General features: G+C 52.5%; 12 protein-coding genes. 4 read left to right on the top strand and 8 right to left on the bottom strand.

Going from position 1 to position 15,508, the window contains the following annotated elements:
* Nucleotides 1–555: 555 nt before the first annotated feature.
* The 6 genes from DW862_RS06700 to DW862_RS06675 form a co-directional block, all read right to left on the bottom strand.
* Nucleotides 556–6,372 (bottom strand): N-6 DNA methylase, encoded by a 5,817-nt coding sequence (locus tag DW862_RS06700; protein WP_004291462.1) that lies wholly within the window; start codon nucleotides 6,370–6,372, stop codon nucleotides 556–558.
* Nucleotides 6,362–6,814 carry a DUF1896 domain-containing protein gene (locus DW862_RS06695; RefSeq protein WP_004304266.1) on the bottom strand — a complete coding sequence of 151 codons (453 nt, stop codon included), beginning with the start codon at nucleotides 6,812–6,814 and terminating at the stop codon, nucleotides 6,362–6,364. Before DW862_RS06695 ends, DW862_RS06700 begins: the two co-directional genes overlap by 11 nt.
* Nucleotides 6,815–6,976: 162 nt before the next feature.
* Nucleotides 6,977–9,064 carry a type IA DNA topoisomerase gene (topB, locus tag DW862_RS06690; RefSeq protein ID WP_004291456.1) on the bottom strand — a complete coding sequence of 696 codons (2,088 nt, stop codon included), beginning with the start codon at nucleotides 9,062–9,064 and terminating at the stop codon, nucleotides 6,977–6,979.
* Between the two features lie 60 nt (nucleotides 9,065–9,124).
* Complete coding sequence (locus DW862_RS06685; protein WP_004291455.1) at nucleotides 9,125–10,696, bottom strand: DUF3945 domain-containing protein; 1,572 nt, start codon at nucleotides 10,694–10,696, stop codon at nucleotides 9,125–9,127.
* A 20-nt stretch (nucleotides 10,697–10,716) separates the two neighbouring features.
* Nucleotides 10,717–11,067 (bottom strand): helix-turn-helix domain-containing protein, encoded by a 351-nt coding sequence (locus tag DW862_RS06680; protein ID WP_004291454.1) that lies wholly within the window; start codon nucleotides 11,065–11,067, stop codon nucleotides 10,717–10,719.
* A gap of 3 nt (nucleotides 11,068–11,070) precedes the next feature.
* The gene (locus DW862_RS06675) at nucleotides 11,071–11,433 is read right to left on the bottom strand and encodes a helix-turn-helix domain-containing protein (RefSeq protein WP_004304264.1); all 363 of its coding nucleotides are present in this window, start codon (nucleotides 11,431–11,433) and stop codon (nucleotides 11,071–11,073) included.
* Nucleotides 11,434–11,634: 201 nt separating this feature from the next.
* On the opposite strand from DW862_RS06675, the gene DW862_RS06665 reads away from it, so the two are divergent.
* Together DW862_RS06665 and DW862_RS06660 are read left to right on the top strand one after the other, a co-directional pair.
* On the top strand, nucleotides 11,635–11,934 hold the full coding sequence (locus tag DW862_RS06665; protein ID WP_004291426.1) for a helix-turn-helix domain-containing protein: 300 nt from the start codon (nucleotides 11,635–11,637) through the stop codon (nucleotides 11,932–11,934).
* A 31-nt stretch (nucleotides 11,935–11,965) separates the two neighbouring features.
* Nucleotides 11,966–12,271, top strand: a complete 306-nt coding sequence (locus DW862_RS06660; RefSeq protein ID WP_004291424.1) for a helix-turn-helix domain-containing protein — start codon at nucleotides 11,966–11,968, stop codon at nucleotides 12,269–12,271.
* Between the two features lie 77 nt (nucleotides 12,272–12,348).
* Here the strand turns inward: DW862_RS06660 and DW862_RS06655 are convergent, their stop codons facing one another.
* Nucleotides 12,349–12,711 (bottom strand): hypothetical protein, encoded by a 363-nt coding sequence (locus tag DW862_RS06655; RefSeq protein WP_004291423.1) that lies wholly within the window; start codon nucleotides 12,709–12,711, stop codon nucleotides 12,349–12,351.
* Nucleotides 12,712–12,722: 11 nt separating this feature from the next.
* On the bottom strand, nucleotides 12,723–13,958 hold the full coding sequence (locus DW862_RS06650; RefSeq protein ID WP_004291422.1) for a site-specific integrase: 1,236 nt from the start codon (nucleotides 13,956–13,958) through the stop codon (nucleotides 12,723–12,725).
* A gap of 353 nt (nucleotides 13,959–14,311) precedes the next feature.
* Here DW862_RS06650 and hpt point away from each other — a divergent pair, with 353 nt between their 5' ends.
* Both hpt and DW862_RS06635 read left to right on the top strand, forming a co-directional pair.
* The gene (hpt, locus tag DW862_RS06640; RefSeq protein WP_004308350.1) at nucleotides 14,312–14,848 is read left to right on the top strand and encodes a hypoxanthine phosphoribosyltransferase; all 537 of its coding nucleotides are present in this window, start codon (nucleotides 14,312–14,314) and stop codon (nucleotides 14,846–14,848) included.
* Nucleotides 14,849–14,907: 59 nt separating this feature from the next.
* On the top strand, nucleotides 14,908–15,477 hold the full coding sequence (locus DW862_RS06635) for an adenylate kinase (RefSeq protein ID WP_120067520.1): 570 nt from the start codon (nucleotides 14,908–14,910) through the stop codon (nucleotides 15,475–15,477).
* Nucleotides 15,478–15,508 lie beyond the last annotated feature (31 nt).

The raw sequence follows: 15,508 nt of genomic DNA, 5'->3' as shown, positions 1-15,508 counted from the left end.
ATATGTATATTATTACTGCCGCATAACGATTACAAAATTACACAAAAAAATATATCTAACAAAAGTGGGAGGATTTTTTAACTTTTTACCATAGACATTTTATTAGGGAAGCGTAGGTTCAACTGGCAAGTACAAATAAGTAGAAATGTTTGAACAACACCGTTTTAGGAAGTTGAAAAATCAAGTTTCTCTCTCGGTATAGCGTTTATTTTGGCCAATATCTTCTTTAGTTTAGCATTTGTGTATTTCCCATTCGTGTTCTATTTAGCTCCTTATTATGAGTATGTAGCAAGTTACTTATCAAATTCAGCCTCTTTGAGGGTCAAATATGGTTTTGCAAATGGTGACTGACAAGACATAAACAAGGTCAGCAGGAATTTTTTACATAAATGGACATGAATGTATATAACCTAAAATAAGAATAAATTTTAATAAGGGCTGCCCAAAAAGAAAAAAATGCAGTTGCCATCCTATAGATACTTGCAGAAAGGATAAAATTTACTTTTAGACCTTTTGGGATAGCCCTTATTAATACTTCAGATAAAATTCCTTAGGTTATATTTTCAATCCTTTGGACCGGGTTTCCTCCTTGGCATACAGTCCCGGACGCCCGATTATGACATGGTTGGCAACGATACTATCCGCCGGACTGCGTATCTGCGGCGGTGCATTTTCGGGATATTGCGCCTGCCTGTTCCTCACATCTTCCGCTTCCGGCTTGAGCTGTTGCCCTTCATTCTCCTTTTCTGCGACTTCGGGCGTGGGTGGCGCAAGCTCCAGCTGAATTTTTCGGTCAAGGGCGGCAAGTTCGGACTTCAACTGCTTCAGCTCGTCCTCCTTCTTCCACACCTTACCCGCTATCTCCTGTAACTGCGGTATCTCCATCTCCAGCACCTCGTTCTTCGCCTTGTACTGGTCGATGATGGAGGGTATCCTCTCCATCGCGTTGAGGAAGTTGCGGGCGGCGGCCAACGGGTCAGCCATCGCCAGATGCCCGTTGTTGTAGGTGTACTTGTAGTTCCCCTCGACCACGAAGCGGTTGTCGGTGAACTCCAATCCCTCTTTGAGTATCCTTTCGCTCACCACCTTTATCGGAAAACCGTAAAGTTCACCGACCTGCGTGTACAACCCTCCGGTCGTGGCATTCTTGGCTATCTCCTGCAAACGCTTTCCGATGACCTTCTCATCGGCGGAATCCACTCCGTCCACCTTTATTATATTAAGGCGGTTGCCCTCCTTGTCGGTCTGCACCACCGACAGGAAGCGGTTCCAGTCCTCCGTCATGGCATCTATGAAAGCCGTGTTGTTGCGCAACTCGCCGGTCTTTGACTCCAGCTTGAACTCCGAATCACGCTTGCCCTTGTTGAACGACTTGCGTTCCCCTTCGAGCGATGCGATCCGCTTTTCCAGTTTCGCCTTGTCCAACAGGTCGGTATTGCCGGAGAGCAACGCCATGTATTCCGAGAAATTCATGCCCGATTTTTCGTCCATTGCCCCCTCGTCGATGGTACGCGCACCCATCGCACCGCTTTTGAGCTGGCTTATGAAAGTCTGCTTGCAGTGCAGGAGGTTGAACTTGTAGCTGTCCAGTGACTTCTCCACCGCGTAGATGATTACATCCACGTTGTTCCCGGCGAAATGTTTGGCAATCTCATTACCTGCCCTAACTCCGCGTCCGTCACGCTGTTGCAAGTCGGACGGTCGCCACGGCGTATCGAGATGATGGATAGCCACACACCGTTTCTGGGCGTTCACACCCGTTCCGAGCATAGAGGTAGAGCCGAACAGCACACGCACCGTCCCGGCGTTCATGGCGTCTATCACCGCCTTCCGCGCCTTGTCGGTCTTGCACTCCTGAATGAAGCGCACCTCGCTTGGCGGTATACCGTAGTCCTCCGTCAGTTTGCGCTTGATTTCCGAATAGACGTTCCACCCGTCGCCCGGCTGGTATGTCCCCAAATCAGAGAAAACGAACTGCGTGCCTTTCTGGGCGTCGTATTTTTGATAATACTCCGCGATCATCTTGGCACAGTGACTCGCTTTGTTGTCGGGATGATCTTCGTAATTCGGGTCTATCATGCGCATGTCGAGTGCCATTTTCCGGGCATAGTCCGTGGCGATGAGCATCTTCGCCTTTTCTTCCGTTTCCGAAAGCGGCAGCCTGCCCAACAAGGTGGCATCGCCCGTCTTGGCGAACTGCATCAGTTTCTGTATGAAGTCCTCCTGTTCCGGCGTGGGCGGTATATGGTGCAGTATCTCGTTCTTGGCAGGACGGTCAACGCCCACATCCTCCGCCGTGCGGTAGTCCGTGATTTCATTATAGAAGGCGGCAAGCTCCGGCACTTTGATGAAGTAGCGGAAACGCTCCTTCTGGACCACATTGTTCGTCACGTTAAATTCAAAATCCGTCGTCTTCTTGGCAAATATCGCCGCCCAAGCGTCGAAACACCTTATGTCCTGCCGTTCCAGCTCCTTCGGGCGCAGGTACTTGAACAGCAGGTACAATTCAGTCAGTGAGTTGCTGATAGTCGTGCCGGAGAGGAAGGTCGCACCCAAGTCTTTTCCTGTGCGCTCCTGTATGGTGCGTATGGCAAAGAGCATGTTAAGTGCCTTCTGGCTTCCCTCGCTGTTTCCCAATCCCGCCACACGGTCGTGGCGCGTGTTGAAAGTCAGATTCTTGAACTGGTGGCTCTCATCTATGAAGATGTGGTCGATGCCCATCTGCTTGAAATCCACCACGTCGTCCGTGCGTGACTTTATGGCGTGTTCCACCTTCTCCAGCTTCGCTTCAAGGTTGTGCTTGCGCTTCTCCAATCCTTTCAGCATCGCCCGCGACACGTTCTTTCCCTGCTGCCGTAGCACTTCGAGGTTTTCCTCCACCGTGTCAAGCTCTGCTTGCAGGATGCGCTGCTGCAATTCCGGCGACTGCGGTATCTTGCCGAACTGGTCGTGCGACATGATGACGCAATCGTAGTCGTTGTTCTTTATATTATTGAAGAAGCGCACACGGTTGGCGGTCGAAAAGTCCTTCTCCGAAGCGTACAGAATACGTGCGTTGGGATATGCCGCCTGATAGGTGGCTGCAATCTCCGCAACGTTGGCTTTCAGCCCGATAATCATCGGCTTGTGTGCCAAATTCAGACGCTTCATCTCATGCGCGGCGATGCACATTATCAGCGTCTTACCGGTTCCCACCTCGTGGTCGCAAATTCCGCCGCCGTTCTGTTTCAACATCCAGACGCAATCCATCTGTGAGGGATAGACGCTCTTGATACCCCGGCTTGCCAGCCCTTTCAGGTTGAGGTCGGGAAAGGTCTGATGGGAGCCGTCGTAGCGCGGGCGCACGAAACAGTTGAACTTGCGGTTATACATCGTCACAAGCCGCTCCTTGAACTGCGGCGACTGCTCTTCGAGCCATTCGGAGAAGCCGTTTCGTATCTCGTCAATCTTGGCGTTGGCGAGTTGTATTCCCTCGCTGTCGCGCATCTTGATGTCGTTGCCATGCTCGTCCTTGCCGATGGACTTCATCATGTCAGGGCAGGTGTTGTGCAGGGCGTGTTTTAGGAGGTGCATACCGTCATAGTTCCGGTAATACCCCTTCACCAGAAACTCGTCCGTGATTTTCATGGTGCGGTAGCCGCACACCACCGAAAACTCGTCCATGCTTGCGGAATAGGCGATTTTCACCTCCGTGTCGAACAGCCGGCTCATGTAGGCGGCATAGACACCCGTCGGAATCCAGCGTTCCCCGAAATTGAAGTCCAGATCCTCGAAGGCGATGCGCTGCGGCTCGGCATCTTTCAGAGCCTCCAACGCCTGCTTCACCTCCGGCATACGCTCATTTTCGGGATTGTCACCCATCCATGCCTCTATGCGTTCCGCTTTCTCTATGACATTTCCGGCGATGAAACGGTCTTTGATTTCGTAACCGGTCACGAGCGGATTGTAGTAGATGCGCCCTTGCAGGGCAGTGAGCAAATCCTCCGCCGTGCTGTCGGTTATCTCCCGCATATAGTCGAGATTGACCGTACCATATTTGTTGAGCGACGCAGACAGGGCTTCTTCGGGAGAGCCTACGTTGGCATGGCTCTCCACCGCGAAGGAAACAGGATGCTCGAAGATGTCCGCCTTGACGAACTTTCCGTTTTCCATCCGTTCCAGCGAAAGGATGTCGCGCCCGCCCGCATCCATCATCACTAACTTCACGTTCTGCTTGGCGTTGAGGTTGCCGTAGCGCATGACAAACTCATCGTAACAGGTATTCAGATGCTCTCGCCACGGAACATTTGCCTCGCGCCGGAGCGATTCATAACGGTACAGACGCTCGTAGGCGTCACGCAGCGACACATACAACAACGCCTTTTCCTTCTGGTATCCTTTCAGGTCGAGCGGCTGGAATGTCGCCCCGTATGGCGTGATGTCTTTCAGGTAGCCGATGTTATGACGCCCCCGGTCAGCCACCAGCGACCCTTCGCGCAGGTGCATCTCCGGCGTGCGGTGGTAGGCACGCGGAGAAAGGTCCACGACTTCCTCCTTCGGCTTTTCCGCTTCGATGTCGGGGAAAAGGAAAGTCCCCACCGCTTCCGATGGGGTATCTGTAACGGCAGGTGCGGCGACTGCCTCCGGCTGTGTTTCCTCCTGTCGTGGCTGCTCACGGGAAGTTTCCGGCACGGCTTTCACTTCCGTCTTTTCCGCCACTTGTTTCTCGTTATGCTGCCTTGCCAGTTCCCGAAGTTCTTTCCTACGCTCCGGCGTCAAACCCATCATCATTTCATAGAAACCGTTGATGGGAGGATTGGTATCCCAGTCCAGTGTGGCATAGATGTCGTCCGGGTCGGCAGGCTTGGCGGTGTTCTCCGCTTTCACCTCCTTATTCTCCATTGCGGGTTTTGCAGTTGGAGCTGTCGGTGTAACCGTGACTTTCGGTTTGGGCGGAGTGGACTTTGCCGTAACTGCCTTTTTCACCGTCTTTTTCTTTTTGGAGGTTTTCGGTTGGCTGACCTCTTCCGTCATCCCCCAGAGGTCAAGCAGGGTGAGCTGCACGCCTGCGGAATATTGCGGGCGCGGTTCTATCTCCGGCTTTTCATCTGCGGGTTGCGGCTTTTCTGTCGGAGTTTCCACCGTCTGCGCCGAGGATACTGTTTCCAATTTTATGGCAGGACGCTCTACTTTATTTTGAACGGCAACTTTTTCTTCCGTTCCTGCCTGCCGGATTGAACCCGAATACAAGCGCATGGCAAGCCTGTAATGGAAATCCTCGTCGAGCATACGGCGCAAATCCCCGGCGATGCCTGCTGCCTTGCCCTCGTGCAGATAAACCATAGCGGGCTTCCCGTAGGGGTCTGTGTCAAGTTTCGCCATCGTATGCACGATGCGTTCCGGGTGGTGGATGAAATAGGCGTTGTCGGTCAGGGCGGTTTTCGTGTCCGTCTGTATCACGGTCATCAGCCGCTCGTCCTGCGACATTTCCTTCTTGCTGAGGTTCTTTTGCAGGACAATCAGGTCACTGCCCACCTCCGTGCCCGCGTTGTCCGTGAACAGGTTGTTGGGCAGGCGTATCGCGGATACCAGATTGGCCTGACTGAACAGCTCGTTACGCACGGAGGTCTTGGTGCTATTCAATACCCCTTGCGAGGTGATGAACGCCACGATACCGCCGTCACGCACGGCATCCAGTCCTTTGAGAAAGAAATAGTTGTGGATGGTTTTCTGGGCGGAGCGTCTGCCGAAAGAGTCGCTCCGCTGAAACTCCGCGTCGAACACGGCAATGTCACCGAACGGAATGTTGGACACCGCCAAGTCGAAATAATTGTTGAACGGTCTTTCGATTTTCTCAAAACCGCAGGTGCGCATTTTCTGGTCGGGATAGAGATGCCTCAAGATTGTACCCGTGAGCAGATCCTTCTCGAAAGCCATCACATCCGCATTGGGGCTGTGCCGCAGCATGGAATCCACGAACACGCCGACACCTGCCGACGGTTCGAGCATACGGGCGGGGCGGACGCTGTAATCTGCCAGCACGTCCGCGATGGTGTCGGTTATCTCTTTGGGGGTGTAGAAAGCGGTCAGCACGGACGCTTTCAGCGAATCCACAAACCGCTTGTACTCTGTTTCGTCCTTGCTGTTCTCACGGATAAGCCTGTGCAGCTCCACCGTCGGGGCGAACAGTTCGAGGTCGGATTTCGCCCACCGGACGGCATCCGTCAGTTCCTTTGCAGGGTTGAGGATACATTTCAGACCGCCGAAACCGCAGTACCTTTGAAGTATGGCACGCTCTTCGGTTGTCGCTGTCCTATTTTCCCTGTCAAGGATGAATGCCGTCCGTATCGCCTCGATGTTGTCCCGCAGTTTCTGTTTGCGGTTAAACGCCATATTCGTCTAAGTAAAGGACGGTTGCTCCCGTCAGCTCCGTGTAGAGCAGGTCGTAATCGGAAGACAGGGCGAAATTGTCATCCGAGAGGTCATAGACGGAGAACACGTTGCCGACAAGCGGCAGCAGTTTCAGGACAAAGGCTTCACGCTTCTCTTCCGGCACTTCATCGGCAAACTCGTTTTCCACGACTTCGCGGAGGATGGCGTAACGGGAATAATGCAGCCCGCGCAGCAGCGTGTCCATCGCCAGTTCCTGCGCACCATCGGCGGGATAGCCTTCAAGCCGTGCCCTCTCATACGTTTCGGCGGCACGGTCGGCCCGTTCCCGTATGAAAGCGGTGTCGTCAGCCTGTTCAAACTTGTTCGTGCGGAGATAGTCCAGCAGGTACAGACCGTAATAGGAAAAGTCGGTCTGACCCTCGTTTTTCTTCTTGTTGTTCATTACTTTGGATTTAGCGGATTGATAATTAACGGGATAATCGGTTGGAAAAAGGAAGAAAAAGGCACTCGGTATCCCTCCGAGTGCCACCACTAAATCCAAAGTATGAGTGTAATCCGGTATCGAAGAACAATTCATTACTCTGAACAAGTGGCAAAGTTAATACTATTTCTTCCGTCCTGAAAATTTCTTGTCCTTTTTAGCCTCCGGGAACACAAAAGTCGTGTTATATTCCCCGTCAAAGGCGACAACAGCATCGAAACTCTTGCCCTGTTTGCTCTTGAACCCTTTGAGCAGCTTGGTATGCCCTTCGGTGAGCAGGTCTTTGATTTCATCGTCGGACAGGGTGCGTCCCGCTTTCAGCCGGAACACGGGCAGTCCGCACTCCGTGTTGTCGCAGCGTACCACCTTGCCGTAGAACCGCATCCTGCCCGTGCCACACTTGGGACACGCGCAGCCGGAGTCACGGCTGCCGAAGAGCTTGTCGCACGAGATCAGTTCGGAGGTTATCTCACGTGTGTACGCCTCTATCTCCTTGCGGAAGGTGTCGTCGGACAGTTCCCCGCGCTCGATACGCGCCAGCTCCTTTTCCCATTCGCCCGTCATGGCAACATCGGCGATGCGCATCGTCTTGACGACGGAATTGAGGGCAAGTCCTTTTTCGGTGGGAACAAGCGACTTCTTGCAGCGTTCCATGTAACCGCGCTTGAAAAGCGTTTCGATGATGGAGGCGCGTGTGGCGGGAGTACCGATGCCACAGTCCTTCATCGCCTGCCGCAGTGCGTCGTCCTCAATTTCCTTGCCCGCCGTTTCCATTGCCGAGAGCAGGGTGGCTTCGGTATGCAGCGGCTTGGGTTTGGTCTTTCCTTCGGTAATGGACGAGCCTTTCGGTGTCAGCGTGTCGCCTTCCTGCCAGCCGGGGATGGTAATTTCCTCTTTTTCCTCGCCATAGACGGCACGCCATCCGGTTTGCTTCACGACGCTGCCTTTTACGGTAAACTCCACTCCGGCACATTCCGCCGTGACAGTGGTCACATCCTTGACGCATTTCTCAGAGAATGCCTCGACCATGCGCCCGGCAATCATCTGATAGATGGTATTGTCCTCTTTGGAGAGGAAGAGCGGTTTCTCACCCGTGACGAGCAGGGCATGGTGGTCTGTCACCTTGCCGTCGTCCACGCTGCGGCGTGTCGGGGCGGCTTTTGCCCGCACCTTGTCTTTCCATTCGGGCTGTGTGCCGATGAAAGCGAGCAGTTTGGGAATTTCGGCAAACACGTCTTCGGGGATGTAGCGGCTTCCCGTTCTCGGATAGGTTATCAACTTCTTTTCGTAGAGTTTCTGCGCGATTTCAAGCGTCTGTTCCGCCGTGAAGCCGTGCTTGGCGTTGGCTTCTTTCTGGAGCGTGGTCAGGTCGTAGAGCAAGGGAGTTTCCTCCGTCTTCTCCTTGCGCTCGGCTTTCGTGACAGTGGCGCAACCTGCCGCCTTTACCTTATTATATAGTTCCATCGCCGGTTCTTTCTCTTTCCATTTCTCGGAGGATGAGAATTTCACGACTTCGCCGTCGCAACCGTCCGTTGCGATATGGAGCTGCCAGAATGCTTCGGACGTAAAGCGGCGGTTCTCCCAGTAGCGTTCACATACCATAGCCAACGTTGGTGTCTGCACCCGCCCCACGGAATACGTGCCGTGTCCGGCGGCGATGGATAACGCCTGTGTGCCGTTGATGCCCACGAGCCAGTCGGATTCGCTCCGCGCTTTGGCGGCGAGGTAGAGGTTGTCGTATTTGCTGCCGTCTTCGAGTTTCCGCAGTCCCTCGCGGATAGCTTTGTCGGTGAGAGAGCTGATCCACAGGCGCACGAAAGGAGTGGTGCAACCCGTATAGTGGTAGAGGTAGCGGAAGATAAGCTCTCCCTCGCGTCCGGCATCGGTCGCCACGATGATATGTTCGCTTGTGTCGAACAGTCTTTTGATGACTTTTATCTGCGACACCACGCCGCTGTCGGGCTTGTAACCTTTCTCCGTCCTGACCTGACGGGGGACGAGCGTGAATGTGTCGGGAATAATCGGGAGGTTGTCACGGACAAATCCGCGCACGCCGTAGCCGTCGGGCATGGCAAGCTGAACGAGGTGTCCGAATGCCCATGTCACGGCATAACCGCCTCCCTCGAAATATCCTTCCTCTCTCTTTGTCGCGCCCACGATGCGGGCGATTTCACGTGCCACGGAGGGCTTTTCTGCAATGATTGTCTTCATGTCTTCTTCTTTTTTGTTGATACTTTGGATTTTATTTTGGATTCAGTGGCGGACACGGGATTACATTTTCATGCCCTTGCCCGTTTTCTTCTGCGGCTTCTCCTGCTGCTGTTGCTGGCGGGCGTCCTTCGGGTTGGTCTGACCTTTCTGCAACGGCTCTCTCAGATTCTTTGTAGCCTCGTTGGTCTTGCCATCGTTGTTCACCGCCACCTGCGTGCGGCTCTCGTTGGACGGAGCAACCTGCTGTGCATTGTCAGGGTTCGTGTCGTAGCGGTACGGGCGTCCCTTCTCCGGGTTGAACTTGATATACATCGTGGCATGGAAGCCCTGCTTGTCGGTCACGTTCTCCAGCTTCACGGCTTTACCCGCCACATAGTCGGCTTTCTGCTGGTCGGTGAAGCTCACGCCGCTCCATTTGCTGATGGGGCGGATGCTGCCGTCCTCGTTCGTCCACGTGTTGCGGCGTTGCTCCTTCTTGGTCTGTGCGGCATTTTCCCCGCCCTGCGCCTGACTTTTCGATGTGTCGCCTTTGGTTTCCTGTGTCTGTGCGGTACGGGGCGACTTGCCGGTTCCCGGCACGAACTCCACGCCGCGCTGCTCCACGTTCACTTGCAGGGTGGTGACGAACTTTCTGCCGTCGTTGCGCTCGATGAGCTTGTCGCGTACGGGCAGTCCGGCGCGGAGCATGTCCCGCTCCTGCGTGGTGATTTCCGTCTTGCCGATGCGCTCCGGGATGCGCACCCTGCTTGCCGGAATGTCCGTGATTTCATTCGTCTTGCGGTCGATGCTGATGTAGGAGGGGATGATCTCGCCCGTTTCCCTGTCCACAATGTCCACGACCCTACCGAGATTGCCCGTTTCGCGGAGGTTCTTCCGGTCATTGTCGGAGAATTTGTGTTCCTTGTACTCATCCAGCTTCTGCTCCTTGCGGATGAAGTGCGGCACGAGGCTGATGTTTCCCTCACCGTCCTTCTTGAAGGAGAGGCGGGCGTCCAGCTCGAATGATTCGCCGCCGAAGGTCGGTTTGACCTTTACCAAGTCGGACTTGCCATAGTTGAGCATCTTCGTAAGGTCGCCGGACTTTTCAAGGTTGTCCCGCTTTACGCCCCATCTGTCCTCCAGCTCCTGCCAGTTGATTTTACTCTCGTCGATGGGCTGGTAGCCACGTTTGCCCTGCATCTGTTCGGATTTGTCCTGTTGCTGTTCTTTCCGTTGTTCCATGTTCTCCTGTTTTTGAGGTTCTTGTTTCTCTGTCTGTTGTGCTGCCATCTCTTCCTGCACCTTCTTCTCATAGTCGGAGGTGTCCACCTTGTGAGGGGCGAGCAGCTCCTTGTTCGCTTCGGGGTCTTTCAGCAGTTGCTTCATCACCTCTAAGAGATTTTCAGCTTGGTCTGCCGCAATGCGGTAGAAACCGAAGCGGCTGGGTTCCTTGCACTGCCGGAAGAAGTTCTTGAAGAAGTTGTCCAGCACGTCGCCATGTCGGTCGAATTGCAGGAAACTCTGCGCGTTCTCCGCTTTTGCGGGGGTGCGCTTGGGTGTGCCGTCCGCGTTCAGCCCGGCTACCACGCTGATCTCGCCTGTCTTCTCGTCACGGACTACCAGCACGTCCTTTTCGTCTTTTTTCTTTGCCATCTGAAAAATGTTTTAATGGGTTATTTATGAAAGAAATTATGGATACGAGCCTTGTAGAAGGCTATATCTTCCTTTTTGAAGTCCTTGATATGGTTGGAAAGGAATGTCAGCACGTCCTCCTCGCTGTAATAGGTCTTCTTGCCCAGCGTCTTGTAGGGCAATGCGCCTACGCTGCGGTAGCGTTGGAGGGTGCGTTTGCTTATCTGGAGCAACATGCACAAATCCTGATTGTCGAAAAGGCGGATGCTTTCCGTGATAGTGGGCTGTTTCCCCTCAGCCTTCATCGCCAGCAGCAGTTCGTCCTGACGGTCGAGCCGTTCCATCAGCTTCTGCATCCAGCCCTCGAAGTTGTTTCGTGTGAGCAGTTCCATGACCTATGTCCTCCTTCCTTTTGGTTTGCCGCCCGTGCGCAGCGTGTGGTTGTGGAACAGGGTGTCTATTGTCCCTTCCTCGTTCCTTACTGTGTTGTCCTCCAATAGCCGCAGTATCTCGGAAAGGCGGTAGCGGCAGCTTCCGCGTACCACCACATACTCGATACGGTGGTCGGTGCGCATACGCTGCATGGTGCGCTTGCTCACGTTGAGCATCTTCGCCGCCTGTGCCGTGTCAAGCAGCTTGTCTTCGGTTTCCCGCTTCCGTTTCTTCTCGTCCCTTGCCTCGCGGATGTACCCTGCGATGTTCGCAATCTGCGCCATCATCTCCTTGTAGGCGGAACTTTCCATTGTTATCACTTTCATGTTCAGTCCTTTCTTTTTGTTTCTGCGACAAAATTCGGCAATAAACAAAAGGGGCTTTAACAACTCACTACGTGACTCACGTAAGATTTTTGCGGAAGATGGCTCCGTAACCCGGTCAAACGGCGCAACAGGCAGCCTTTCAGCGGAAAACGATACGTCTTGTATGCCGTTTCGTTACCTTTGCGGCAAACTCTAAATGACATGAATATGGAAATAGTATCTATCGAGAAAAAGACTTTCGAGATGATGGTGGCGGCATTCGGCGCACTCTCGGAGAAGGTCGCCGCCCTGAGGCGCAAAAGCGACACGGGGCGCATGGAAAGATGGCTCACGGGCGAGGAGGTCTGCGGGCAGTTGAGAATAAGCCCGCGCACGTTGCAGACGCTGCGTGACAGGCGGCTTATCGGCTACTCGCAGATAAACCGCAGGTTCTATTACAAGCCAGAGGAGGTGAAGCGGCTGATACCGCTTGTCGGCACGCTCTATCCGCACGGCAGATGATTTGATTTATTCACCCACTGAATCCGAAGTTATGATGAACGAGAACAACGATGTTTTTACGATGGAAGACGAGCCGATAGCCTCTGTGGTGCAGGATATGCGCAAAGGCTCGAAATGGCTGTCCGCATTTCTGGAAAGCTACCGTCCTCCGCTGGACGGGGAACGTTACCTGACGGACGGCGAGGTGTCGGAACTGCTCCGTGTGAGCCGGCGCACCTTGCAGGAATACCGCAACAACCGCGTGTTGCCCTTCATACTTTTGGGAGGGAAGGTGCTTTACCCGGAAACGGGGCTGCGCGGGGTACTGGAAGCGAACTACCGCAAGCCGCTGGAGTGAGGCGGTTTCATGAAAAAGTAAACGGGTGACACCTTTTGTGGTGCTACCCGTTTACTTGTCTTATGGGGTATGTGCAATCAGCAATACCCGGCTTTTCCGTTCTGTATGAACATCACGTATGTCTGCCGTTTCTCTTGTGAGAGTGCCTTTCCCACCAGCCATGTGCGGAACAGGTGGGTGTTGTAGGTATTCACCCTGAAAGCGACCGGGATGATGATTTCAAGGGCGTACACGTCCGCGTGCAGCCCGTTTTCAAGCTGCATGTAGCGGCACACCTCGTAGTCGTTCAGCACGTCCGACTTGCGGACGGCTCTGATGGCGGCGTTCACTGCCGGGACGGTCGTATGGAACAATCCGGCTATTTCGGTGGCGGTCATCCACACGTCGTTACCGGTTACGCTGACTGCCTTGTCCTCGATGATGATTGTGTCACGTTTCATGGCTTTTCTTTTTAGATGGTGCAACCTGCAAATTCCTCGACGCCGTTCAATCTTGCGGCAAGGTTCTCCATGTCCTGATTGAGCTTCTCTTTGGTTATCTTTGCGTAAATCTGCGTCGTCTTTATGCTCTTGTGTCCGAGCATGGAGCTGACCGTTTCGATGGGAACACCGTTGGAGAGGAATATCGTCGTGGCTGCCGTGTGGCGGCTCTGATGCCACGTGATATGCTTGGTGATGCCGCAACGCTTGGCGACGGCACGGATACCGGCAAGGCACGTGTTATAATGCGGAACGGGAAATATCCTGCCGTCCCCGCACAGTCCCCGGTATTTGCCGATTATGCGGTTGGCGATGTCGAGCAGGCGGATGTTGGACACCACGCCCGTTTTCTGGCGGTTGATGTTTATCCACTCGTGTTCGTCGAAGTAGGTGCGGATATTCTCTTCCGTAAGGTTGCGCATATCCGCGAACGACAGCCCCGTGAAGGCGCAGAACAGGTAGAGGTCGCGGTACAATTCCTGTTTGGCGTTTTTCAGTTTCCCCTCCATCAGCAGGCGGATCTCATCTTTGGTCAGGAAACTGCGTGTTGTTTCCTCCTTCTTGATTTCATACTCGCGGAACGGGTCGCGCGTCAGCCACTCGTTGTTGATGGCGATGAATACCATCGTCCGTAACGGGCAGACGTACAGCCACACGGTATTGGTGCAGCAGTGCTTGTCCGTGCGCAGGAACATCTCGAAGTCGGAGATGAAAGCCGGGGTAAGCTCTTTTAGGGCGATGTCCTTCACATGGTAGCGGATGTCGAGGAACTCTTGCATGTGCTTGTAAACGGTGCGGTACTTCAGCAGCGTGCCTTTGGCTTTCATGCCTGCCTCCACCTGCTTCTCGTAGTCCTCGTTGTGCTGGCGGAACACCTGCATCAGCGTGTGGTAGCGGTGTTCCAGTCCGAGAAAGGCGTTCTTCACCTTCTCCGCCGTGACGAAGTTGTCACGCTCCATGATTTCCTGATAATGCCTGTTGATGCGTACCCGCATCTTGTCAAGCATACGGTTCGTTTCGAGTGCCGCCGTGCTTCTGCCCGTGACACGTCCACCTTTGGTGTCCCACAGTTTCGGATCGACAGTCAGTTTGCAGCTGAACTGTGTCTGGCTGCCGTCCACCGTGATGCGTCCCATGACGGGAACTGTCCCGTCCTTTTTCACTACCTGACGCTTGAGGTAGTAGATTACTGAAAATGTACTCTTCATTGTCCTTAATTTTTGGGTTTCAAAATTAGTTGGTGAAGAGTCCGGTGTTGGTACGCAAAACGGGGAGGAACGGCGCAATCTTTTTCCGTAACCTGATTTTTCGCATGAGTTATGGATAACTCACTATTCCTTAGAGCCTTGTTTCGCTATTCGTACCCGTTTGTCGCATTTTCGGGCATGGTTACGAACAAGTAACGTAGCGGCGTCAGGATTTGGCTTCGGCAGGGATTGTAATGGCTTCACGGATTATCGCCACTTCAACCAAAACCCTTGTAACTCAATTCTATCACTATATCTTTCCGCATTTCACTTTTTTGTAGTAACTTTGCAAGGTTATTTTTAAATTACCGGTTATGGATACCATTCAGATAAAAGACAAATTGTTTACCGTTTCCATTAAGGAACAAGAAATTCAGAAAGAAGTGATTCGCGTAGCGAACGAAATTAACCGCGATTTAGCAGGTAAGAATCCGCTTTTCCTTAGTGTGTTGAACGGTTCGTTCATGTTTACCGCTGATTTATTGAAGCATATCACCATCCCTTGTGAAATCTCATTTGTGAAGTTGGCGTCTTATCAGGGCATCACTTCCACCGGAGTGATTAAAGAGGTAATCGGCCTGAATGAAGACATTGCCGGACGTACCATTGTGATCGTAGAAGATATCGTAGACACAGGACTGACGATGCAGCGACTGCTCGAAACATTAGGTACACGCAATCCCGAAGCTATTCATATCGCTTCTCTGTTGGTGAAACCTGAAAAGCTCAAGGTAAACCTCAACATTGAATATGTAGCGATGGAAATCCCGAACGACTTTATCGTAGGTTACGGACTGGATTATGATGGTTTCGGACGTAATTATCCCGATATTTATACAGTAGTAGATTAATATTAAATAGGTACCAGTTTAAATGGTAAATAGTAAATCGTTAAATTGTAAATAACAAAATGTTGAACATCGTAATTTTCGGTGCTCCGGGTTCAGGAAAAGGAACACAGAGCGAACGTATCGTAGAAAAGTATGGAATCAATCACATCTCGACAGGAGATGTATTGCGTGCTGAAATCAAGAATGGCACAGAACTGGGTAAAACAGCTAAAGGTTACATCGACCAAGGTCAATTGATTCCTGATGAATTAATGATTGATATTCTGGCAAGCGTATTCGACAGCTTCAAAGATAGCAAAGGTGTAATTTTCGACGGTTTCCCAAGAACAATTGCACAAGCAGAAGCATTAAAGAAAATGTTGGCAGAAAGAGGACAGGACGTTTCTGTAATGGTTGACTTGGATGTTCCGGAAGAAGAACTGATGATACGTCTCATTAAACGTGGCAAGGATTCCGGTCGTGCTGATGATAACGAAGAAACAATCAAGAAACGTCTGCATGTATATCATTCACAGACTGCTCCACTGATCGACTGGTACAAGAACGAAAAGAAATACCAACACATCAACGGCTTGGGTACTATGGAAGGTATCTTCGCTGAAATCTGCGAAGCAGTAGATAAATTGTAATAATACAATATTATAAATAAATAAGTCAGTA

The organism is Bacteroides sp. AM37-9, from assembly GCF_003603455.1.
Lineage (GTDB): Bacteria > Bacteroidota > Bacteroidia > Bacteroidales > Bacteroidaceae > Bacteroides > Bacteroides xylanisolvens.
Note: the sequence above shows the minus strand (reverse complement) of the source record. Positions and strands in the feature narration are given on the sequence as shown.

Excerpts from the sequence above, each read along its gene's own strand:
- DW862_RS06700 (WP_004291462.1), bottom strand. The coding sequence starts at position 6,372 with ATGGCGTTTAACCGCAAACAGAAACTGCGGGACAACATCGAGGCGATA.
- DW862_RS06695 (WP_004304266.1), bottom strand. The coding sequence starts at position 6,814 with ATGAACAACAAGAAGAAAAACGAGGGTCAGACCGACTTTTCCTATTAC.
- topB (WP_004291456.1), bottom strand. The coding sequence starts at position 9,064 with ATGAAGACAATCATTGCAGAAAAGCCCTCCGTGGCACGTGAAATCGCC.
- DW862_RS06685 (WP_004291455.1), bottom strand. The coding sequence starts at position 10,696 with ATGGCAAAGAAAAAAGACGAAAAGGACGTGCTGGTAGTCCGTGACGAG.
- DW862_RS06680 (WP_004291454.1), bottom strand. The coding sequence starts at position 11,067 with ATGGAACTGCTCACACGAAACAACTTCGAGGGCTGGATGCAGAAGCTG.
- DW862_RS06675 (WP_004304264.1), bottom strand. The coding sequence starts at position 11,433 with ATGAAAGTGATAACAATGGAAAGTTCCGCCTACAAGGAGATGATGGCG.
- DW862_RS06665 (WP_004291426.1), top strand. The coding sequence starts at position 11,635 with ATGAATATGGAAATAGTATCTATCGAGAAAAAGACTTTCGAGATGATG.
- DW862_RS06660 (WP_004291424.1), top strand. The coding sequence starts at position 11,966 with ATGATGAACGAGAACAACGATGTTTTTACGATGGAAGACGAGCCGATA.
- DW862_RS06655 (WP_004291423.1), bottom strand. The coding sequence starts at position 12,711 with ATGAAACGTGACACAATCATCATCGAGGACAAGGCAGTCAGCGTAACC.
- DW862_RS06650 (WP_004291422.1), bottom strand. The coding sequence starts at position 13,958 with ATGAAGAGTACATTTTCAGTAATCTACTACCTCAAGCGTCAGGTAGTG.
- hpt (WP_004308350.1), top strand. The coding sequence starts at position 14,312 with ATGGATACCATTCAGATAAAAGACAAATTGTTTACCGTTTCCATTAAG.
- DW862_RS06635 (WP_120067520.1), top strand. The coding sequence starts at position 14,908 with ATGTTGAACATCGTAATTTTCGGTGCTCCGGGTTCAGGAAAAGGAACA.